Below are 15378 nucleotides of genomic sequence, written 5' to 3'. Positions count from 1 at the left end.
CTTGGTCTTTGAGGGAGAACAGTTGTATGTCGCTGAGTGCCACCATCAAATCGATTCAAGACATCATGCGAAAAGATGTGGGGGTGGATGGCGATGCTCAACGGATCGGACAGTTGGGCTGGATGCTGTTTTACAAGATTTTTAGCGATCAGGATGCGGAGTTAGAAATCAACGAAGAGGATTATGAGTCTCCGATTCCGTTGAATTTGCGCTGGCATGAGTGGGCAGATAGCAAGGAATTGGGGAAGGATGCGCCGACTGGGAATGATTTGCTGGAGTTGATTGATGGGCAATTGTTTCCTAAGCTCAAGGCTTTGGATGTAGATGAGCTAGAGGGCGTTGCTAAACAGCGAGCGTTATTGCTGAGGAGTGTGTTTGAGGATGCTTACAACTACATGAAGTCGGGGACGCTGCTGCGGCAGGTCGTGGATAAGATTAACGAAAGCATTGATTTTAACCAGTCGAAGACGCGGCATTTGTTTGGGGATCTGTATGAGCAGATTTTGAAGGATCTCCAGAGTGCGGGGAATGCGGGTGAGTTTTATACGCCGCGTGCAGTAACTCAGTTTGCGATCGATATGGTCGATCCGAAGTTAGGGGAAAAGGTGCTTGATCCGGCGTGTGGGACGGGTGGTTTTTTGACTTATGCGTATGAGCATTTGAAGCAGCAGGCGAAGTCTACGAAGGATTTGGAGTTGGCGAAACGTAGCATTCTGGGGGTCGAGAAGAAGCAATTGCCTCATCTGCTTTGTGTGACAAATATGATGGTGCATGGGATTGAGGTTCCGACGAATGTGCGTCACGACAATACGCTGCGTAAACCGCTGCGAGATTATGGGCGTGAGGATCAGGTGGATGTGGTGGTGACGAATCCTCCGTTTGGTGGGATGGAGGAGGATGGGATTGAGCGGGGCTTTCCGAGCGAGTTTCAGACGCGGGAGACGGCGGATCTGTTTTTGGTGCTGGTGATGGAGTTATTGAAGCCGGGAGGGAGAGCGGCGATCGTGCTTCCGGATGGGACGTTGTTTGGGGAGGGGATTAAGACTCGGATTAAGGAGAAATTGCTGCGCGATTGTAATTTGCACACGATCGTGCGTTTGCCGAATGGGGTGTTTAGTCCTTATACGAGTATTCGGACGAATGTTCTGTTTTTTACGAAGGGGGAGCCGACGAGGGAGGTTTGGTATTATGAGCATCCTTATCCGCCAGGAGCGAAGTCGTACTCGAAGACGAAGCCGATGAAGATTCAGGAGTTTGATGCTGAGAAGGCTTGGTGGAACGATCGGCAGGAGTCGGAGTTGGCTTGGAAGGTGTCGATCGAGACGATTGCGGCGAATGGTTACAACTTGGATATCAAGAACCCGAATGCGATCGCGGATAGTCACGAAGATCCTTTGGTATTACTAGATAAGTATCGGGTAGCAGCACAGGAAGCGGATGCGGCACGATCAGCTTTGCTAGCAGCGTTGAAGGATTGCCTAGAATAGAGGAAAAAGTTGTTTATCTTGCGTGAGAGAGGATTGCAATGGAAACATCACTAGCAGAGGTTTTGGAGACGATCGATCGGATGTCTGAGGCAGATAAGCAGCAGATCTTCTTGCATCTTATGACTCAGCTTCAAGTAGGAACGCAGGCTGTAGACGACGATGTTGCCCATGACCCAGATGCTGAAACATTAAATCGTCGCTTATCAAATTGGTTAGAAGAGATGGAATCCTTAGAGCCTGGAGAGCCAATTCAACGATCGGGGTTGAAGAAGGAGATTGAAGAAATTCTGGTTGAGAAGTATCGGCATCAGGGTCTTAAGTTATGATCCTGTGCGATACGGGTGTTTTAGTTTGTTTTGTGGATAAGACGCAGCCTAAGTATGCTGCTTATTCGCGGCTTCTAAGATCTTTAAAATTAAAGTTACCTTTGGTTACGACTTGGGCTTGTCTGACAGAGGCGATGTATTTGGCAGGTCGAGGGAGTGGATATCTTGCTCAAAAACAACTGGGTGGACTTTTACAAGCGCGGATTCTTGAGATTTATGAGATTCAGGTGGGAGATTACGATCGCTTGTTTGGGTTGATGGAGCAGTATCGCGATCGCCCGATGGATTTTGCGGATGCGACGTTAGTGTTAACAGCAGAGCGGATGGGAATTAAGCAGATTTTGACGCTCGATTCAGACTTCTTGTTTTATCGAATTAATGAGAGCGAGAGTTTTGAGATGGTTGCAGTAGAGTGAATAGTTTAGATTTTTTAGATTGCAGTTTTGGGTTTTTAAGCAGGTGGCATTATTAATGGATTTGCAGGCTTTTTTTGATAATTTCGATACCATTGCTCAAGCACCCAACGGAATTGCAAAACTACGATCGCTCATTTTCGATCAAGTAAGCTGAGAACAAAATTGCACGAACAGAGGTTTTATGAAACTGAAAGTTGTTTTAGAACCGAGTGATGAAGGTGGATATACCGTTTATGTTCCTTCGTTGCCGGGTTGTATTAGTGAAGGTGAAAATGTTGATGAGGCGCTGGCAAACATTCAGGAGGCGATCGAGCTTTATTTAGAGGTTATTGAAGAGAGTTTTTCAGAAGGGACAATTGTGCGGGAGTTGGTCGTTTGAGTAAAGCTCCTAGCCTTTCTTATCGTGAAATTATTACAGCATTAACGAAAGATGGATGGGAGGTTGTACGGCAACGAGGTAGCCACATTCGGTTAGAAAAGGAATTGCCGGATGAAACGCTCAAAATTACTGTTCCTGCTCATCGACCTGTTAAGAGATCGACGCTATCTCAAATTTTGAAACAGGCACGAATTAGCGTGGATGACTTTCTGGAACTGCTGTAGAAGAACCTCAAGAGATTAGCTGAATTCATGGATTTCAAAACGTTTCTAGAACACTTTGACACGATCGCTCAAGCACCCAACGGAATTGCAAAATTACGATCGCTCATTCTCGATTTGGCAGTACGGGGAAAATTAGTTTCCCAAAATCCAGAAGATGAACCTGCACAAGAAATAATTGTCAGAAATAAAACACTAATAATTGAGGCTAATAGTGGTAAAAAACGAGATGTTCTACCCCTTCAGAAAACTGAAACATTAATTCCACAAGGTTGGATTAGATGTCGATTAGCTGATGTTGCACTTGTAGAAATGGGTAATTCTCCACCAGGAGATACTTATAACGAAGACGGAGAAGGCGTTCCGCTAATTAATGGTCCGGTCGAGTTCTCTCCTGGTGCATTTGGTCTTACTGTAAAGACGAAATATACCACTGCTCCGTCTCGAATGTGCAAACAAAATGATTTATTGGTTTGTGTAAGAGGCGCAACAACTGGAAGAACTAATATTGCAGCTTTTGATGCTTGTATCGGACGAGGAGTTGCTTTAGTTAGAGGGTGGGAAGCACAAAATTATCTAAATTATTTGCTTTGGCATTTAGGCGAACAACTTTTACAGCAGGGAAAGGGTACTACTTTCCCAAGCATTTCTTATTCAGACTTAGCTGGCTTAGAGGTATTATTACCTCCTTCATCAGAACAGAAACGGATTGTTGAGAAGGTGGATGAGTTGATGGCGTTGTGCGATCGCTACCAACAATCCCAAGAAGCACAAGACAAGCTGCGGCAAAAACTGAGGGAAAGCGCGATCGCTGCTCTCATGAATGCCGAAACCGATGAGGAATTGCAGAAAAGTTGGTCGATCGTTCGTGATAATTGGCGATCGCTCAGCCAAAAGCCGGAAGATGTGGGAGATTTACGTCGATCGGTTTTGCAGTTGGCGGTGAGAGGTAAGCTAACTATGCAAAGACCGACCTCAGTAGTAACAGAAGATGACGACAATTCATCTGACTCGAAGCGGAAAATTTCCAAACGCTGGAAGCATCTTCAACTTTCAGATATCACTGAGCATATTCAGACGGGACCTTTCGGAACAATGCTTCACCAACGCGATTACGTTACTGGCGGCATCCCAGTGGTAAATCCTGAAAACATGAAGGATGGAATAATAATTCCAAAAAATGACAAAACTCTTTCTAAAACTAAATATCAGGAGTTGAGCAATTACAAGCTTCAAGAAGGAGATTTAGTCGTTGCTCGACGTGGTGAATTAGGTAGATGTGCTGTGATTACGAAGGCGGAAGAAGGTTGGCTCTGTGGGACTGGCAGTATGTTCCTAAGGTTAAAAGAAGGCGTTTCTCCAGAGTTTATTGCCCTTCTATTGCGTTCTCCTTACGGTCGTAACCACCTTGGAGAAGCCTCCGTGGGTTCAACAATGAGCAACTTGAATCAGAAAGCTCTTAAAAGTCTTGAGTGTATTCTTCCTCCTCTACTAGAACAGGAAAAAATTGTGGAACTGGTTGAATCATTCTTCAATCTGTGCGATCGACTTGAAGAAAGCCTTCGTCAGACCCAACAACGGGTAGAAGCTCTCGCTGCTTCCGCGATTAACCATCTGACTGTCTAAGAGAGTGTTTGAAACGTATCAACAGTTTCCTCGCTCCGTTCTATCTCGCCCTGGAATGGAATTCCGGGGGCGGGTGAATGCGATGAACGATCTGACTCGATCTCGCTGCTCATCCAATCGATCGCTATCCAGGATTCTGTCTAAATTGTACCGTGACAAATTAAATGTCATCGAGACAGATTAATGTCATCAAGCTGTATCTATTATTTCATAAGAATTTCAGCTTCTTTAACAGGTATTAGAAATACTGCTTAGGCTTACAACTTAGCGACAAAATAATAGTCGCATTCAGGATTTGTGACAAAATAATAGTCGTCTTTCTTTTTGCAGCTAAATCCCAAAAATGACAAATTCGATGTCGTGATTCAATGGGTCAAGTAAGCTCAATCTGCAAACATAAGCGTATAAAGTAAATAGAAATTGCAAGCATTATTACTTCGTAATCTCTTGCAGAAGGAAACGCCTTGGTTCCGTCTGCAATTTTGTGATTATTAAAGTGGCAGAGCGATCGCTTATCGAGTGGTTCTTGAACAATCGCTCTCATTTGAATTGCTGTATGCTTCTGGCAGCGATCGCGAAGTGAGTCAAAGACAAAATCGCCCGTTACTCGCTTTTCTTCGGAAATTGACATTTGACGCTAATTTCCAGGTTGCAGCCACCTTTTGCATTGGCAATGTAAGGGACTCCCGCTTCGCTGCTGATGCTGATGCCGAATTTGAGCGTCACTTCGCTGACTTCGGCGATCGCGACACTCTTAAAGGCATTGAGCGTATGCAGCGTATAGGCTCGAATCGTGTGTTCGATCGCTTGAAAATTTTGAGTAATTGCCTTCTGGGGTTCGTCTGTAAATAAGCCGCGTTTGGGTTCAGTGTTTCCAACAGGTTTATCAGGAACGAGAACGCCAGAGGCAGTGTTGTCTGTAGCTTCGATGTAGATGAGAGTGCCGTCTTCGAGAGTGATCGGGGTCAGTTTTGCCATAAATTGTCTATTAGATAATAATTCTCAAGTTAGCTCAAGAAGCCAGCCGAGTAAAGGAAGCTACATTGATCCAGACAGGCGATCGTACCCTTATTTTTTGCTGGTGATGCCGCACATGGCACGATCTTTCTCGATCGCATTTGGATTTGTCCTCAAGTAATCCTGTACCCAGTTACAGCCAAGCTCCATTAGGCTGTCTATGTCCATGTTCCAGTTCCACAGCTTGATCGTCTTATCCTGACTCCCCGAAGCAATTGTTTGTCCATCAGGACTGAAGCTAACACTCCATACAACAGCATCGTGACTCTTCAGCGTCGTAATCAGAGTGCCGTCTCGCTTCCACAGCTTGATCGTCTTATCCTCACTCCCCGAAGCAATCGTTTGTCCATCAGGACTGAAGCTGACACTCCACACAGCAACATCGTGACTCTTCAGCGTCGCAATCAGAGTGCCATCTTGTTTCCACAGCTTGATGGTGCTATCGCCACTCCCCGAAGCAATCGTTTGTCCATCAGGACTAAAGCTGACAATATTCACATTATTATGCCCCCTCAGTGTCGTAATCAGAGTGCCGTCTCGCTTCCACAGCTTAATGCTATTATCCCAACTCCCCGAAGCAATCGTTTGTCCATCAGGACTGAAGCTGATACTCGACACAGCAGCATCATGCCCTCTCAGCGTCGCAATCAGAGTGCCGTCTTGCTTCCACAGCTTGATCGTCTTATCCTCACTCCCCGAAGCAATCGTTTGTCCATCAGGACTGAAGCTGACACTTCGCACAGTATCATCGTGCCCCCTCAGTGTCGTAATCAGAGTGCCGTCTCGCTTCCACAGCTTGATCGTCTTATCCTGACTCCCTGAAGCAATCGTTTGTCCATCAGGACTGAAGCTGACACTGAGCACATAATCATCGTGCGCCGCCAATGTGTTTTGTTCCCTTACCCCGTAAACTGCCTGTTGCAGGGCTGCTACGACTTGCATCTGCGTGTAATCTTTCTCCCAAACAGATCGATCAAGTTGTTTGAGTTTTTGCACGGCTCTCAGTCCCTCAAGCAACGCCCCAAAAGGTTTCCCAGAGAGAAATAATTCCTTAGAAGTGGCACTTTTGAGCCTCACATTTGCTGCTGCAAGCATCAAACTCGCTGACTTTGCTTCTGCTAAAACCTGTTGTCTTGCTGCTTCAGCTTCGCTCAAGCGTCGATGCGCTTTGCGGTTTGCCTCGGACAACACTTGCTTTGCCTGCTCCTCCGCTTCCAGCCGGAGTTGCATTTGTCGCTTATCCAGATCTTGGCTCGCCGCCAGAAACTGATAGTCCTGATCCCCCAAGCTCTTGCCTACTGCCCAAGCCTGAGCATCCAGCAATGCCTGTCCCCGCAGCAACCGCGATTCATCTTGTTGATTCGAGCCGAGCCAAGCGGAGATCGCACTTCCATACGGTCTTAACTCGGAGAGCGATCGCTCCAGCCAATCGCGATCGAACACCTGCTGATACACTCGGTTATAAACCCGCAGCATTCCCTGCCGCTTCACCACCAAACCCGTGAGCCGCAAATCCACTTGCTCTAGGCTGTCATCGGCTGCAATCTCTCCGTGTTGCACAATCTGTTGATACAGTCCCAACAATCGCCCCGTGCGTTCTTCGCCACTCAGCAATAAGCGATCGCGAATCGTCTTCAAATGCTCTGGAGTATCCTGCGCTTCCCAATTCTCAATGATTTTGCTTTGCACCAACGCCTCAACCCAAGCGGCTTCTTGTCCGATCGCCGCTGCACCAGTCGCGCTCAAAATCAATCGACAAACTTTCTGCGTCAAAAACGGCTGTCCACCCGTCCAGTCCAACACTGCCTGCATCAATGCTTGGGGATTGCTCGACTTTGCCGCTAAACCCTGAGCCAACGGATCAGCCTCGTGCAATTGAAATCCCATCAATTCAATCGGACGACCGATATTAAACGGCGTTCGCTGCTTGTCTTGCATCAAATCAGAAGGTGTGGTTACGCCCAACAGCGCAAACGTTAAGCGATCGTAGTCGGATTTCTCGGCTCGTCGGTTGTAGCACTCCCGAATCAATGCAAAAAAGTCATCGAGCTTAAACGGTAAGCTCAGAACGCTATCAATCTCATCAATAAAAACGACGATCTCTTGTGGAATCGCCTTCAGCAAGACTTCCTCAATGAATTTGTCAAACCGCCGTACATACGACAGCAAACGGTGTTCTTCCCACCAATTGTAGAGATCAAACGACTCGTACAACTCCAAACTACTGACAATACTATCGATCACGCTGCTATACCATTGCTCTGGCTCCATATCTGAGGTGCCAATGCGAGTGAGATCGATCGCCGCACACGCCACCCCTTCCGCTTGCAATCGCTGCATCGTTTGCACTTTCAAACTCGACTTGCCCATCTGTCGAGAATTCAGCACGTAGCAAAACTCGCCCTTCTTCAGTGCCTGGTAAAAAACTTCATCGGACTGTCGTTGCACATAAGTAGGCGCATCCGCAGGCAAACTCCCGCCCACCTGATACTCATATCCAGCCTCTGGCACGATGCTCATGCACCAACCCCCAACCGTTCTCTGAAGTATTGCCGATACAAATTACACGAGGGCACAACCTTGCTCCCTTGAAACAGCACTAGCCCCATACTGGTGAGCTTAAAGGCTTCACTGGTATTAATCGAAACGGATTGTTCCACTGCAATCACTTGTTTCATCGCTGCCATCAGTTTCTCATCTCCCTCCAAGTTCAGCAGATGACGACGCAGATGCTCACCATACAACCCTCCCTCAGTGGGAGACAGTTCCAACAGTTGTTCCAAGGTTACTTCATCTCGCGCAATTTGATACAACGCGGCTCGCACGAGATACGGATGTCCCCCCACCATTGCCATCAGTTGCTCAATGGTTGCTTCTGACCAGTTCAACCCATGCCTCTGTACTAAATCCATCACTTGCGGCTGAGTCAATTGCGGTAGTTCGATCGGTACTCCCACATTAAACGGCGATTGGTTGATATTGAGCGGAATATAGACCTCTTTAGAATGCACAATCACCAGCCGAAGGTTCTTCCAAATCGGCTTAATCTTGGCATCCTCATGCCATGCCCGCAGCATTCCAAAAAAGTCAGTCGCGATCGTCGGATACTCAAATACCTGATCGACTTCATCGAGGCACAGTACGACCGGACGTTGCAATTCTGGCAACAGATAGCGCTGAAAATAATTGGTGCATTTATTTTTTGGACTAAACGTACCTTTCCAATAGTCAGCTAAGCGATCGTCAAGGTTCAATTCCCAAGTAATGCTGTTACAGAACCACTGCAAAAATAGGTCGAGACTGCTGAGCGACTCACGATCAACGAGTTGAAAATTCAACGATGAGGTTTGATAGTTCTGCTCGATCGCATGATTGAGAATTCGCAGCATCAGCGAAGATTTACCCATCTGACGTGGCGCTTTGATCCGAATGAGTGCGCCTGGTTTGACGATCGCTTCATAGCAGCGAGCCTCGATCGGCGGACGATCGACATACAGCGCTGACTCTAGCGGCACTTGCCCTTCCGGTTCATCCAAATCCAACATCGGACGGGAAATGGAAGCGGCTGGAGTTGCAACCTTAACAGGTTCGAGCTTGCGCGATTCGCCCACGATGACGGGTTGTGGCGATAGTTCCGGTTCTGGCTCTACTATTGCCTCCGATTGCCGTTTGATCACGGGGGTCAAATCTTCGGGAATGCCATGCAAGCTAATACTGATGCAGCCATTTTCGTAGGCAAACTCGATCGATTCCCCGGCTCCCAACGCATCGTAAAACCCAACGGCAAACTCCCGCGCGGCACCATCTCCGATCGCTTGATTCATGCCGATGACAAAGGGAACGTGTTGAGCGATCGCATTAGCTTGCACTTCCGAATAACAGGCATTCAGTACCACACACTCAATCTTGCATTTTTCAGCAAAGAAGCGAAACAGCTTTGCTAGCGCCTCTCCCCGCACAAAGGTTGCTTGTCCAGTAATGTCCTCTAACACCAACCCTTCTTCGCCCACCCCATGCCCGGAGAAATGTACGATTTGGGGTTTGTAATCCAACATCGCTCGCTGCAAATCGCGTGGCGTGATGGCGGACATCTTCTCTAATTGAAATTTGTCCCGCTTTTGTGATCGTTGAAGTCCTGCATCAATTTCCTTAACCTCTTGATCCAATCGCAGTTGCGTCGAATTCTTCGGATTAGCAGCTAAAAATAAAATCGTTTTTTTCTTGCGGGACGAGCTACTCATGAATTCGCACTGGGGCAGGGTACGCTTCAAAATTATTATCTTTAAATACAATTAATTCGGGCAGAGGCGCAACAAACTACACAATAAGTTTGACTTTCAAGACCTAGATTCGCCTAACCCATTCTTAACTCTACTGTGGAAGAAATAACCGAAGCGGCGCACCCTTGCCTCAAATTCTTACGCCAAAGCCTAATCCATGTCGAACTGGCATAGTTCAAAATAAGTCATGCTCTGAAGAGGCTTGTGTAGAATAAGTATCTACCCGTGCTGAACAATACTGAGCTGAGATGTCACAGAATCTGCACTCTTGGAAACTGGGAACCTTGCGTGGAGGAGTTGTATTGCTAAGGATTGCGATCGCGGCTCGAAATTGTGCCCGAAAATCATCATTTACTTGAACTGCCAGAATCTCTACCACCTCATCCCGATAAATTAATCGACCTTGCACGGAAAGCCCTTGGCACGGAGCCAAGCTGATTGGAAGCAATAACAAGTAAATCAGGATTTGGTAGAAATCAGAGTTTTTTCTTTGCCCAGTCTTGCAATCCTCAACCCAAGCGTAGTTATCTTTGATTGCAATAATATCGGGCTTCCCAGCAACTTTCACTAAATGATCTCGACCTAATACTTCAAATCGATTCTCTCCCTCGACATAAACCGTATAACCTTCCGCTTCCAAAATGTTGATGCGCCTATTCACTAGAATGCGATGGTTTGCATTCCAGGCAGCAGAATCAAAGTTTGTATTGAGTTTTTCATACTTAAAGTGTGTCCGAAACCAAACCGACCAAACACACTGGATTTCATCTGCTATTAATCGCGACAACCACGTGACCCAGATTGAGGGAATGGCTTTCTGTTCATGCATATTCACTGCTTCTCATCCAAGTGTTTGACATTTTGCAGCTAGCGATTGCCCAAGGCTTGCTCCTCTGCAAATGTGGACTATGGATAAAAGTACGCTTGAACTAAATAAGATGACAAGAAAAACTTGCCATATGACAATTCCTATTTATCCTTCTTTCGTCGCTGTTTCGTGGCGTACATCTGCCGCAATGTCCGTAAGTACTCCGGTTCGGACTCAATTGTGAGCCAAAGATGGTGTGCCAGTGCTAGGCGCTGTTCGTGCTTATCTGTTGGGACTCTGCGATGTTCTCCCTGAGAAAACCAATGGTTCACAGTCGTCAATGAACAGTCGCAGATAAACGCTAACTCTTCACGTGATACATCCCAATGTTTAAGAAACTCATCAAGTTCCATCTGCTCACCGTCCAACGGTTGAAAATATGCCTTTAACGCATTCCAGTGTCGATGAGTCGGTAGACGAGGAGCAAGAGTCATAGCCAATGTACTTGTCAGCGTGGCAAATTACAAATTCTATACCTGAATAGAACAAATGTATTTTTTATAAGCTGTATTGAAAATAATCCAAACAATTAACGTTCCATACAGATCTGCACAATTTTTGAGGAACTTTGGATTGGCAAATTCAATGTCACTTTGCTTGTCGTTATGGTAAATTACGACAAGAATTAGTACATAAGTATTTATATGCTGTACTCCTCTGCTCCTGAAGACCCCGTGCCAAGTAATTATTCCGAAATTCCTGTACAGGAAACTGAGCAATCAGAAACTAGGATTATTGTGAGTACACTTACTCCTGAGGCTCAACGAAAGCTAGAGGTTTTTCAGAGCCTGATCGAACCCTGCGATCGCGCTACCTATGGTCAAAAGTTGAGAGATGCTGCTGAAAAGTTAGGAGTTTCAGTGCGTCAAGTTCAGCGCTGGGTGAAACGGTGGGAACAAGAAGGTCTAGCAGCAATTGCTAAAGATAATAGAGCCGATAAGGGTAGGCATCGCATTGGTGAGTTTTGGGAAACCTTCATTATCAAAACCTATCAGGAAGGCAACAAAGGCAGCAAACGCATTTCTCCCAAGCAGGTTGCTGTCCGGGTACAAGCAAAAGCTCGTGAAATTGGAGATGAGAAACCGCCCACCTATCGCACTGTTCTCCGGGTTTTGAAGCCGATCATTGAGCGGCAGGAAAAAGCCAAAAGTATCCGTAGCCCAGGCTGGCGAGGGTCAACTCTATCAGTCAAAACGAGACAAGGAGAAGATATCTCGGTAGAGTACAGCAACCACGTCTGGCAGTGTGACCATACACGTGTGGATGTGCTGCTTGTAGATCAGTACGGTGAACTGCTCAGTCGCCCCTGGTTAACTACCGTCATCGACACCTATTCCCGTTGCATCATGGGGATCAACTTAGGATTTGATGCACCTAGTTCTCAAGTCGTTGCCTTAGCTCTGCGTCATGCAATTCTGCCTAAGCACTATGGAGCAGAGTACAAGCTGAACTGTGAGTGGGGAACATATGGCAAACCGCAGTACTTCTACACCGATGGGGGTAAGGACTTTCGCTCCAACCATGTTCAGCAGATTGCTACCGATTTAGGCTTTGTCTGTCATTTACGCGATCGTCCCTCGGAAGGCGGTGTAGTCGAACGTCCCTTCCGAACTCTAAACGAGCAGTTATTCTCAACCCTACCTGGCTATACCGGATCAAACGTGCAGGAACGTCCAGAGGATGCCGAGAAAGATGCGAGGCTAACGCTACGAGAGCTGGAACAGCTGATTGTGCGCTTTATTTGTGATCGCTACAACCAAAGTATTGATGCTCGAATGGGGGATCAAACTCGCTTCCAACGCTGGGAAGCTGGATTACCAAACGTTCCTGATGTCATTGATGAGCGACAACTGGACATTTGCTTGATGAAAGCAACCCGCCGGAGTGTGCAACGGGGCGGCTACCTTCAGTTTGAAAACCTCATGTATCGCGGAGAGTATCTGGCTGGATATGCCGGAGAGACTGTCTCACTCAGGTTTGACCCCACTGATATTACGACGGTTTTGGTGTATCGCCAGGAAGACAAGAAGGAAGTGTTCTTGACTCGTGCTTATGCTCAAGGTCTGGAAACAGAGCAGCTATCTCTAGAAGAGGCAAAAGCGAGCAGTCGTAGGCTGCGACAAGCTGGAAAAGCGCTCAGTAATGAAGCAATTTTGCAGGAAGCCTTAGAGCGCGATGCACTGGTTGCTAGGAAGAAAAGCCGTAAGGAACGGCAGAAAGAGGAGCAAAAGCTGGGGCGATCGCAGCCTGAAAAAACTGTTGAACAGAGGATGGTTCAGCCATGCGAACTTATCGAGACTGAGCCAGAGACTGAGATCGATTTAGGAACTGAAGCCTTTGATCCGATTGATTTTGATGAACTGAGAGGCGAATGGTAAAAATGACACAAGCACAAGAATGGGCTGCTGTATTAGGTGAATCTCAACCAGCTGGAGCGCAATTACAAGCTGAAATTGATCGACTCCGCAAGAAAGCTATTATGCCACTTGATCAGGTCAGTAAGTTGCACATCTGGTTCGACGGTAAGCGCAAATCAAGACAATCCTGCCGAGTGGTCGGAGAGTCTAGGACAGGCAAGTCGGTTGCCTGTGAGGCTTACTTCTATCGCAACAAGCCGCAGCAGGAAACTGGAAAAAAGCCAATTGTTCCAGTCGTTTACATTCAACCTCCTCAGAAATGCGGCGCAAAGGACTTATTTAAGGAAATTATTGAATTCTTGAAGCATCGAGCGACGAAAGGAACAATCTCGGATTTCCGGGGGCGGGCGATGGAAATCTTGCAAGCTTGTGAGGTGGAGATGCTGATTATCGATGAAGCGGATCGGCTCAAACCTGAGACTTTTGCCGATGTGCGTGACATTTATGATAAGTTAGCCATCTCGGTCGTGCTGGTCGGGACCGATCGTTTGGATGCAGTTATCAAGTGCGATGAGCAAGTTTACAATCGTTTTCGTTCCTGCCATCGATTTGGCAAGCTATCGGGTGAGGAGTTTAAGAAGACTGTTGCCCTTTGGGAACAGAAAGTATTGAACTTGCCCGTTGCCTCCAACTTAACTAGTAAGGAGATGCTACGAATCCTGACAACGGGTACAGAAGGTTATATCGGGCGCATGGACGAGATCCTTCGAGAGGCAGCAATCCGATCGCTCTCATCTGGGTTTAAGAAGGTGGAAAAAAAGATTCTTGAAGAGGTTGCCAAGGAGTATAAATAATGGTCGTTTCAGGAATTCAGCCTTGGTTATTTCAGGTTGAGCCTTATGAAGGGGAAAGCTTGAGTCACTTTCTGGGGCGATTCCGCCGACCGAACCATCTGACCCCAAGTGGGTTAGGACAGTTGGCAGGGATTGGGGCAGTGGTGGCGCGATGGGAGCGCTTTCACCTAAATCCATCGTCTAGCCAAAAGGAATTGGAAGCGTTAGCGAAAGTCGTTGGAGTTAGTGCAGAGCGGTTAGCAGAGATGCTGCCCCCTAAAGGTGTTGGAATGCAGTGGACTCCAATTCGATTATGTGGTGCTTGTTATGGGGAAACACCTTGCCATCGAATGGAGTGGCAATACAAATCGATGTGGAAGTGCGATCGACACCAGTTGAAGCTTTTAGCAAAATGCCCTAAATGTGAGGCGACATTCAAAATCCCTGCTCTATGGGAATCAGGAGCCTGCCATCGTTGCCGTTTGCCATTTACAGAAATGGCGAGATACCAGAAATTCTCCTGAACGAAAATTGTAAGGTAGTGGCTGTATGGCTGGGCTTCTGTCGATCTCTACTATCTCCGTTCCTTAATTCGCTCGCTAATTTCCTGTACAAGGTCATGCCATACTCGTTGCTGCTTTTCTTTAGCAGTTTTAAGATTACTGTCTGATGGGTTGTAAGCAATCAAAGGACAATGCGCTGATACTGCTTTTCGGAGAACATCGGCAGTAGGAATTTTGGTCTCAAAAGTTATCTTCTCAACTGTGCGTTTTTTCAAGCCTTGTTGGTATTCCTGCTCCCACACTTGAAATTTTCTCTCCCAAACTTCATTCTCAATTGTTGCTTTGGAGTCAACTCGGGAAAACAGAATCCCAAGCAACTCGACTTCACAGCTTGCCTTACAACGCCTGAGAGTATTGACACGCTCAATGATTTTGTCGAGTCCCCAATGAGAATAGGCATCAAGCAGAGTAGGGACAATGTAATATCTGCTCAAAGCTAAACCATTCAGCGTGACTAGTCCAAGGCTAGGTGGGCAATCAATAATGATGTGGGTGTAGGCTTTATCTTCTGACTCTCGAAGTTTGTTCAGTGCATTGAAGAGAATATCCGTTGCGCTCAGATAGTAGCGTTGATATCTGACAAGCTCATCCTGGACATCAAACAGATCTAGCCCTGATGGAATTAAGTCGAGGTTGAGTCCTGCAATGGAAGCAATACGAATTTCATCCAAATCATAGGAATTCTCAGTATCATGCCGCTCCAATTCGTGTCTAAATAAATTCACGATCGTTTTATCTCGGTTGTATTCCTCTGGCTTAAGCAATGTAAGAGAGGCGTTACTTTGAGGATCGAGATCAATCAGTAATACTTTTGCAGGTTTGATACTGGTGCCGCTTCTGATATTCGCTTTTGCAAGGGTGGCAGCAAGGTTGACGGCTGATGTGGTTTTGCCCACACCGCCCTTCAGATTAATAAAGCTAATGACTGTTGTATTACCGAGTTTCATGGATTAACTTTTCCCAAAACATTTTCAGAACAACCTTCTTCAGGGATTGTTCAATTGG

The 15378-nt window shown here is 46.6% G+C and carries 16 protein-coding genes; 9 read left to right on the top strand and 7 right to left on the bottom strand.

The window, feature by feature from the left end:
• Positions 1-26 precede the first annotated feature (26 nt).
• The 6 genes from J0L70_RS27920 to J0L70_RS27895 all read left to right on the top strand — a co-directional run bounded on the left by J0L70_RS27920 (position 27) and on the right by J0L70_RS27895 (position 4455).
• Complete coding sequence (locus J0L70_RS27920) at positions 27-1487, top strand: N-6 DNA methylase (RefSeq protein ID WP_287456693.1); 1461 nt, start codon at positions 27-29, stop codon at positions 1485-1487.
• A gap of 38 nt (positions 1488-1525) precedes the next feature.
• Positions 1526-1813 carry a hypothetical protein gene (locus tag J0L70_RS27915; RefSeq protein WP_287456692.1) on the top strand — a complete coding sequence of 96 codons (288 nt, stop codon included), beginning with the start codon at positions 1526-1528 and terminating at the stop codon, positions 1811-1813.
• Positions 1810-2229 (top strand): type II toxin-antitoxin system VapC family toxin, encoded by a 420-nt coding sequence (locus J0L70_RS27910; protein ID WP_287456691.1) that lies wholly within the window; start codon positions 1810-1812, stop codon positions 2227-2229. The genes J0L70_RS27915 and J0L70_RS27910 overlap by 4 nt, the downstream gene beginning before the upstream one ends.
• A gap of 181 nt (positions 2230-2410) precedes the next feature.
• Entirely contained in the window at positions 2411-2608 is a 198-nt protein-coding gene (locus tag J0L70_RS27905) for a type II toxin-antitoxin system HicB family antitoxin (protein ID WP_287456690.1), read from the top strand.
• Positions 2605-2832, top strand: coding sequence for a type II toxin-antitoxin system HicA family toxin (locus J0L70_RS27900; RefSeq protein ID WP_287456689.1), 228 nt, complete (start codon positions 2605-2607; stop codon positions 2830-2832). The genes J0L70_RS27905 and J0L70_RS27900 overlap by 4 nt, the downstream gene beginning before the upstream one ends.
• Positions 2833-2859: 27 nt before the next feature.
• Positions 2860-4455 (top strand): restriction endonuclease subunit S, encoded by a 1596-nt coding sequence (locus J0L70_RS27895; protein ID WP_287456688.1) that lies wholly within the window; start codon positions 2860-2862, stop codon positions 4453-4455.
• A 373-nt stretch (positions 4456-4828) separates the two neighbouring features.
• On the opposite strand, the gene J0L70_RS27890 is transcribed toward J0L70_RS27895, so the two are convergent.
• From J0L70_RS27890 to J0L70_RS27865, 6 genes are all read right to left on the bottom strand, one after another.
• Positions 4829-5086, bottom strand: a complete 258-nt coding sequence (locus tag J0L70_RS27890) for a hypothetical protein (protein ID WP_287456687.1) — start codon at positions 5084-5086, stop codon at positions 4829-4831.
• Positions 5059-5433, bottom strand: coding sequence for a CU044_2847 family protein (locus J0L70_RS27885; protein WP_287456686.1), 375 nt, complete (start codon positions 5431-5433; stop codon positions 5059-5061). Before J0L70_RS27885 ends, J0L70_RS27890 begins: the two co-directional genes overlap by 28 nt.
• A 90-nt stretch (positions 5434-5523) precedes the next feature.
• On the bottom strand, positions 5524-7992 hold the full coding sequence (locus tag J0L70_RS27880; protein ID WP_287456685.1) for an AAA-like domain-containing protein: 2469 nt from the start codon (positions 7990-7992) through the stop codon (positions 5524-5526).
• Positions 7989-9743: an AAA-like domain-containing protein gene (locus J0L70_RS27875; RefSeq protein WP_353736669.1), complete on the bottom strand. Its 1755-nt coding sequence runs from the start codon at positions 9741-9743 to the stop codon at positions 7989-7991. Before J0L70_RS27875 ends, J0L70_RS27880 begins: the two co-directional genes overlap by 4 nt.
• Before the next feature lie 184 nt (positions 9744-9927).
• Positions 9928-10581, bottom strand: coding sequence for a PD-(D/E)XK nuclease family protein (locus J0L70_RS27870; protein ID WP_287456710.1), 654 nt, complete (start codon positions 10579-10581; stop codon positions 9928-9930).
• Positions 10582-10721: 140 nt separating this feature from the next.
• On the bottom strand, positions 10722-11054 hold the full coding sequence (locus J0L70_RS27865; RefSeq protein ID WP_287456683.1) for a hypothetical protein: 333 nt from the start codon (positions 11052-11054) through the stop codon (positions 10722-10724).
• Positions 11055-11264: 210 nt separating this feature from the next.
• Between J0L70_RS27865 and J0L70_RS27860 the strand changes: the two genes are divergently transcribed.
• Genes J0L70_RS27860 through J0L70_RS27850 form a run of 3 tightly spaced genes read left to right on the top strand, consistent with a single transcriptional unit; the run spans position 11265 to position 14334 of the window.
• The gene (locus tag J0L70_RS27860; RefSeq protein ID WP_287456682.1) at positions 11265-12998 is read left to right on the top strand and encodes a TnsB C-terminal domain-containing protein; all 1734 of its coding nucleotides are present in this window, start codon (positions 11265-11267) and stop codon (positions 12996-12998) included.
• Positions 12992-13831, top strand: a complete 840-nt coding sequence (locus tag J0L70_RS27855; protein ID WP_287456681.1) for a TniB family NTP-binding protein — start codon at positions 12992-12994, stop codon at positions 13829-13831. The genes J0L70_RS27860 and J0L70_RS27855 overlap by 7 nt, the downstream gene beginning before the upstream one ends.
• Positions 13831-14334, top strand: a complete 504-nt coding sequence (locus J0L70_RS27850) for a TniQ family protein (protein WP_287456680.1) — start codon at positions 13831-13833, stop codon at positions 14332-14334. The genes J0L70_RS27855 and J0L70_RS27850 overlap by 1 nt, the downstream gene beginning before the upstream one ends.
• 50 nt (positions 14335-14384) lie before the next feature.
• Here J0L70_RS27850 and J0L70_RS27845 read toward each other — a convergent pair whose 3' ends face one another.
• The gene (locus tag J0L70_RS27845; RefSeq protein ID WP_287456678.1) at positions 14385-15320 is read right to left on the bottom strand and encodes a ParA family protein; all 936 of its coding nucleotides are present in this window, start codon (positions 15318-15320) and stop codon (positions 14385-14387) included.
• Positions 15321-15378 lie beyond the last annotated feature (58 nt).

The organism is Leptolyngbya sp. UWPOB_LEPTO1, from assembly GCF_017302695.1.
In the GTDB taxonomy this organism is placed as follows: domain Bacteria; phylum Cyanobacteriota; class Cyanobacteriia; order Leptolyngbyales; family Leptolyngbyaceae; genus Leptolyngbya; species Leptolyngbya boryana.
This window is presented reverse-complemented; position numbering and strand designations above follow the sequence as displayed.

Coding starts and splice junctions, on each gene's coding strand:
- J0L70_RS27885 (WP_287456686.1), bottom strand. CDS start 5,433: ATGGCAAAACTGACCCCGATCACTCTCGAAGACGGCACTCTCATCTAC.
- J0L70_RS27865 (WP_287456683.1), bottom strand. CDS start 11,054: ATGACTCTTGCTCCTCGTCTACCGACTCATCGACACTGGAATGCGTTA.
- J0L70_RS27890 (WP_287456687.1), bottom strand. CDS start 5,086: ATGTCAATTTCCGAAGAAAAGCGAGTAACGGGCGATTTTGTCTTTGAC.
- J0L70_RS27855 (WP_287456681.1), top strand. CDS start 12,992: ATGGTAAAAATGACACAAGCACAAGAATGGGCTGCTGTATTAGGTGAA.
- J0L70_RS27920 (WP_287456693.1), top strand. CDS start 27: ATGTCGCTGAGTGCCACCATCAAATCGATTCAAGACATCATGCGAAAA.
- J0L70_RS27850 (WP_287456680.1), top strand. CDS start 13,831: ATGGTCGTTTCAGGAATTCAGCCTTGGTTATTTCAGGTTGAGCCTTAT.
- J0L70_RS27880 (WP_287456685.1), bottom strand. CDS start 7,992: ATGAGCATCGTGCCAGAGGCTGGATATGAGTATCAGGTGGGCGGGAGT.
- J0L70_RS27895 (WP_287456688.1), top strand. CDS start 2,860: ATGGATTTCAAAACGTTTCTAGAACACTTTGACACGATCGCTCAAGCA.
- J0L70_RS27910 (WP_287456691.1), top strand. CDS start 1,810: ATGATCCTGTGCGATACGGGTGTTTTAGTTTGTTTTGTGGATAAGACG.
- J0L70_RS27845 (WP_287456678.1), bottom strand. CDS start 15,320: ATGAAACTCGGTAATACAACAGTCATTAGCTTTATTAATCTGAAGGGC.
- J0L70_RS27915 (WP_287456692.1), top strand. CDS start 1,526: ATGGAAACATCACTAGCAGAGGTTTTGGAGACGATCGATCGGATGTCT.
- J0L70_RS27860 (WP_287456682.1), top strand. CDS start 11,265: ATGCTGTACTCCTCTGCTCCTGAAGACCCCGTGCCAAGTAATTATTCC.
- J0L70_RS27870 (WP_287456710.1), bottom strand. CDS start 10,581: ATGCATGAACAGAAAGCCATTCCCTCAATCTGGGTCACGTGGTTGTCG.
- J0L70_RS27905 (WP_287456690.1), top strand. CDS start 2,411: ATGAAACTGAAAGTTGTTTTAGAACCGAGTGATGAAGGTGGATATACC.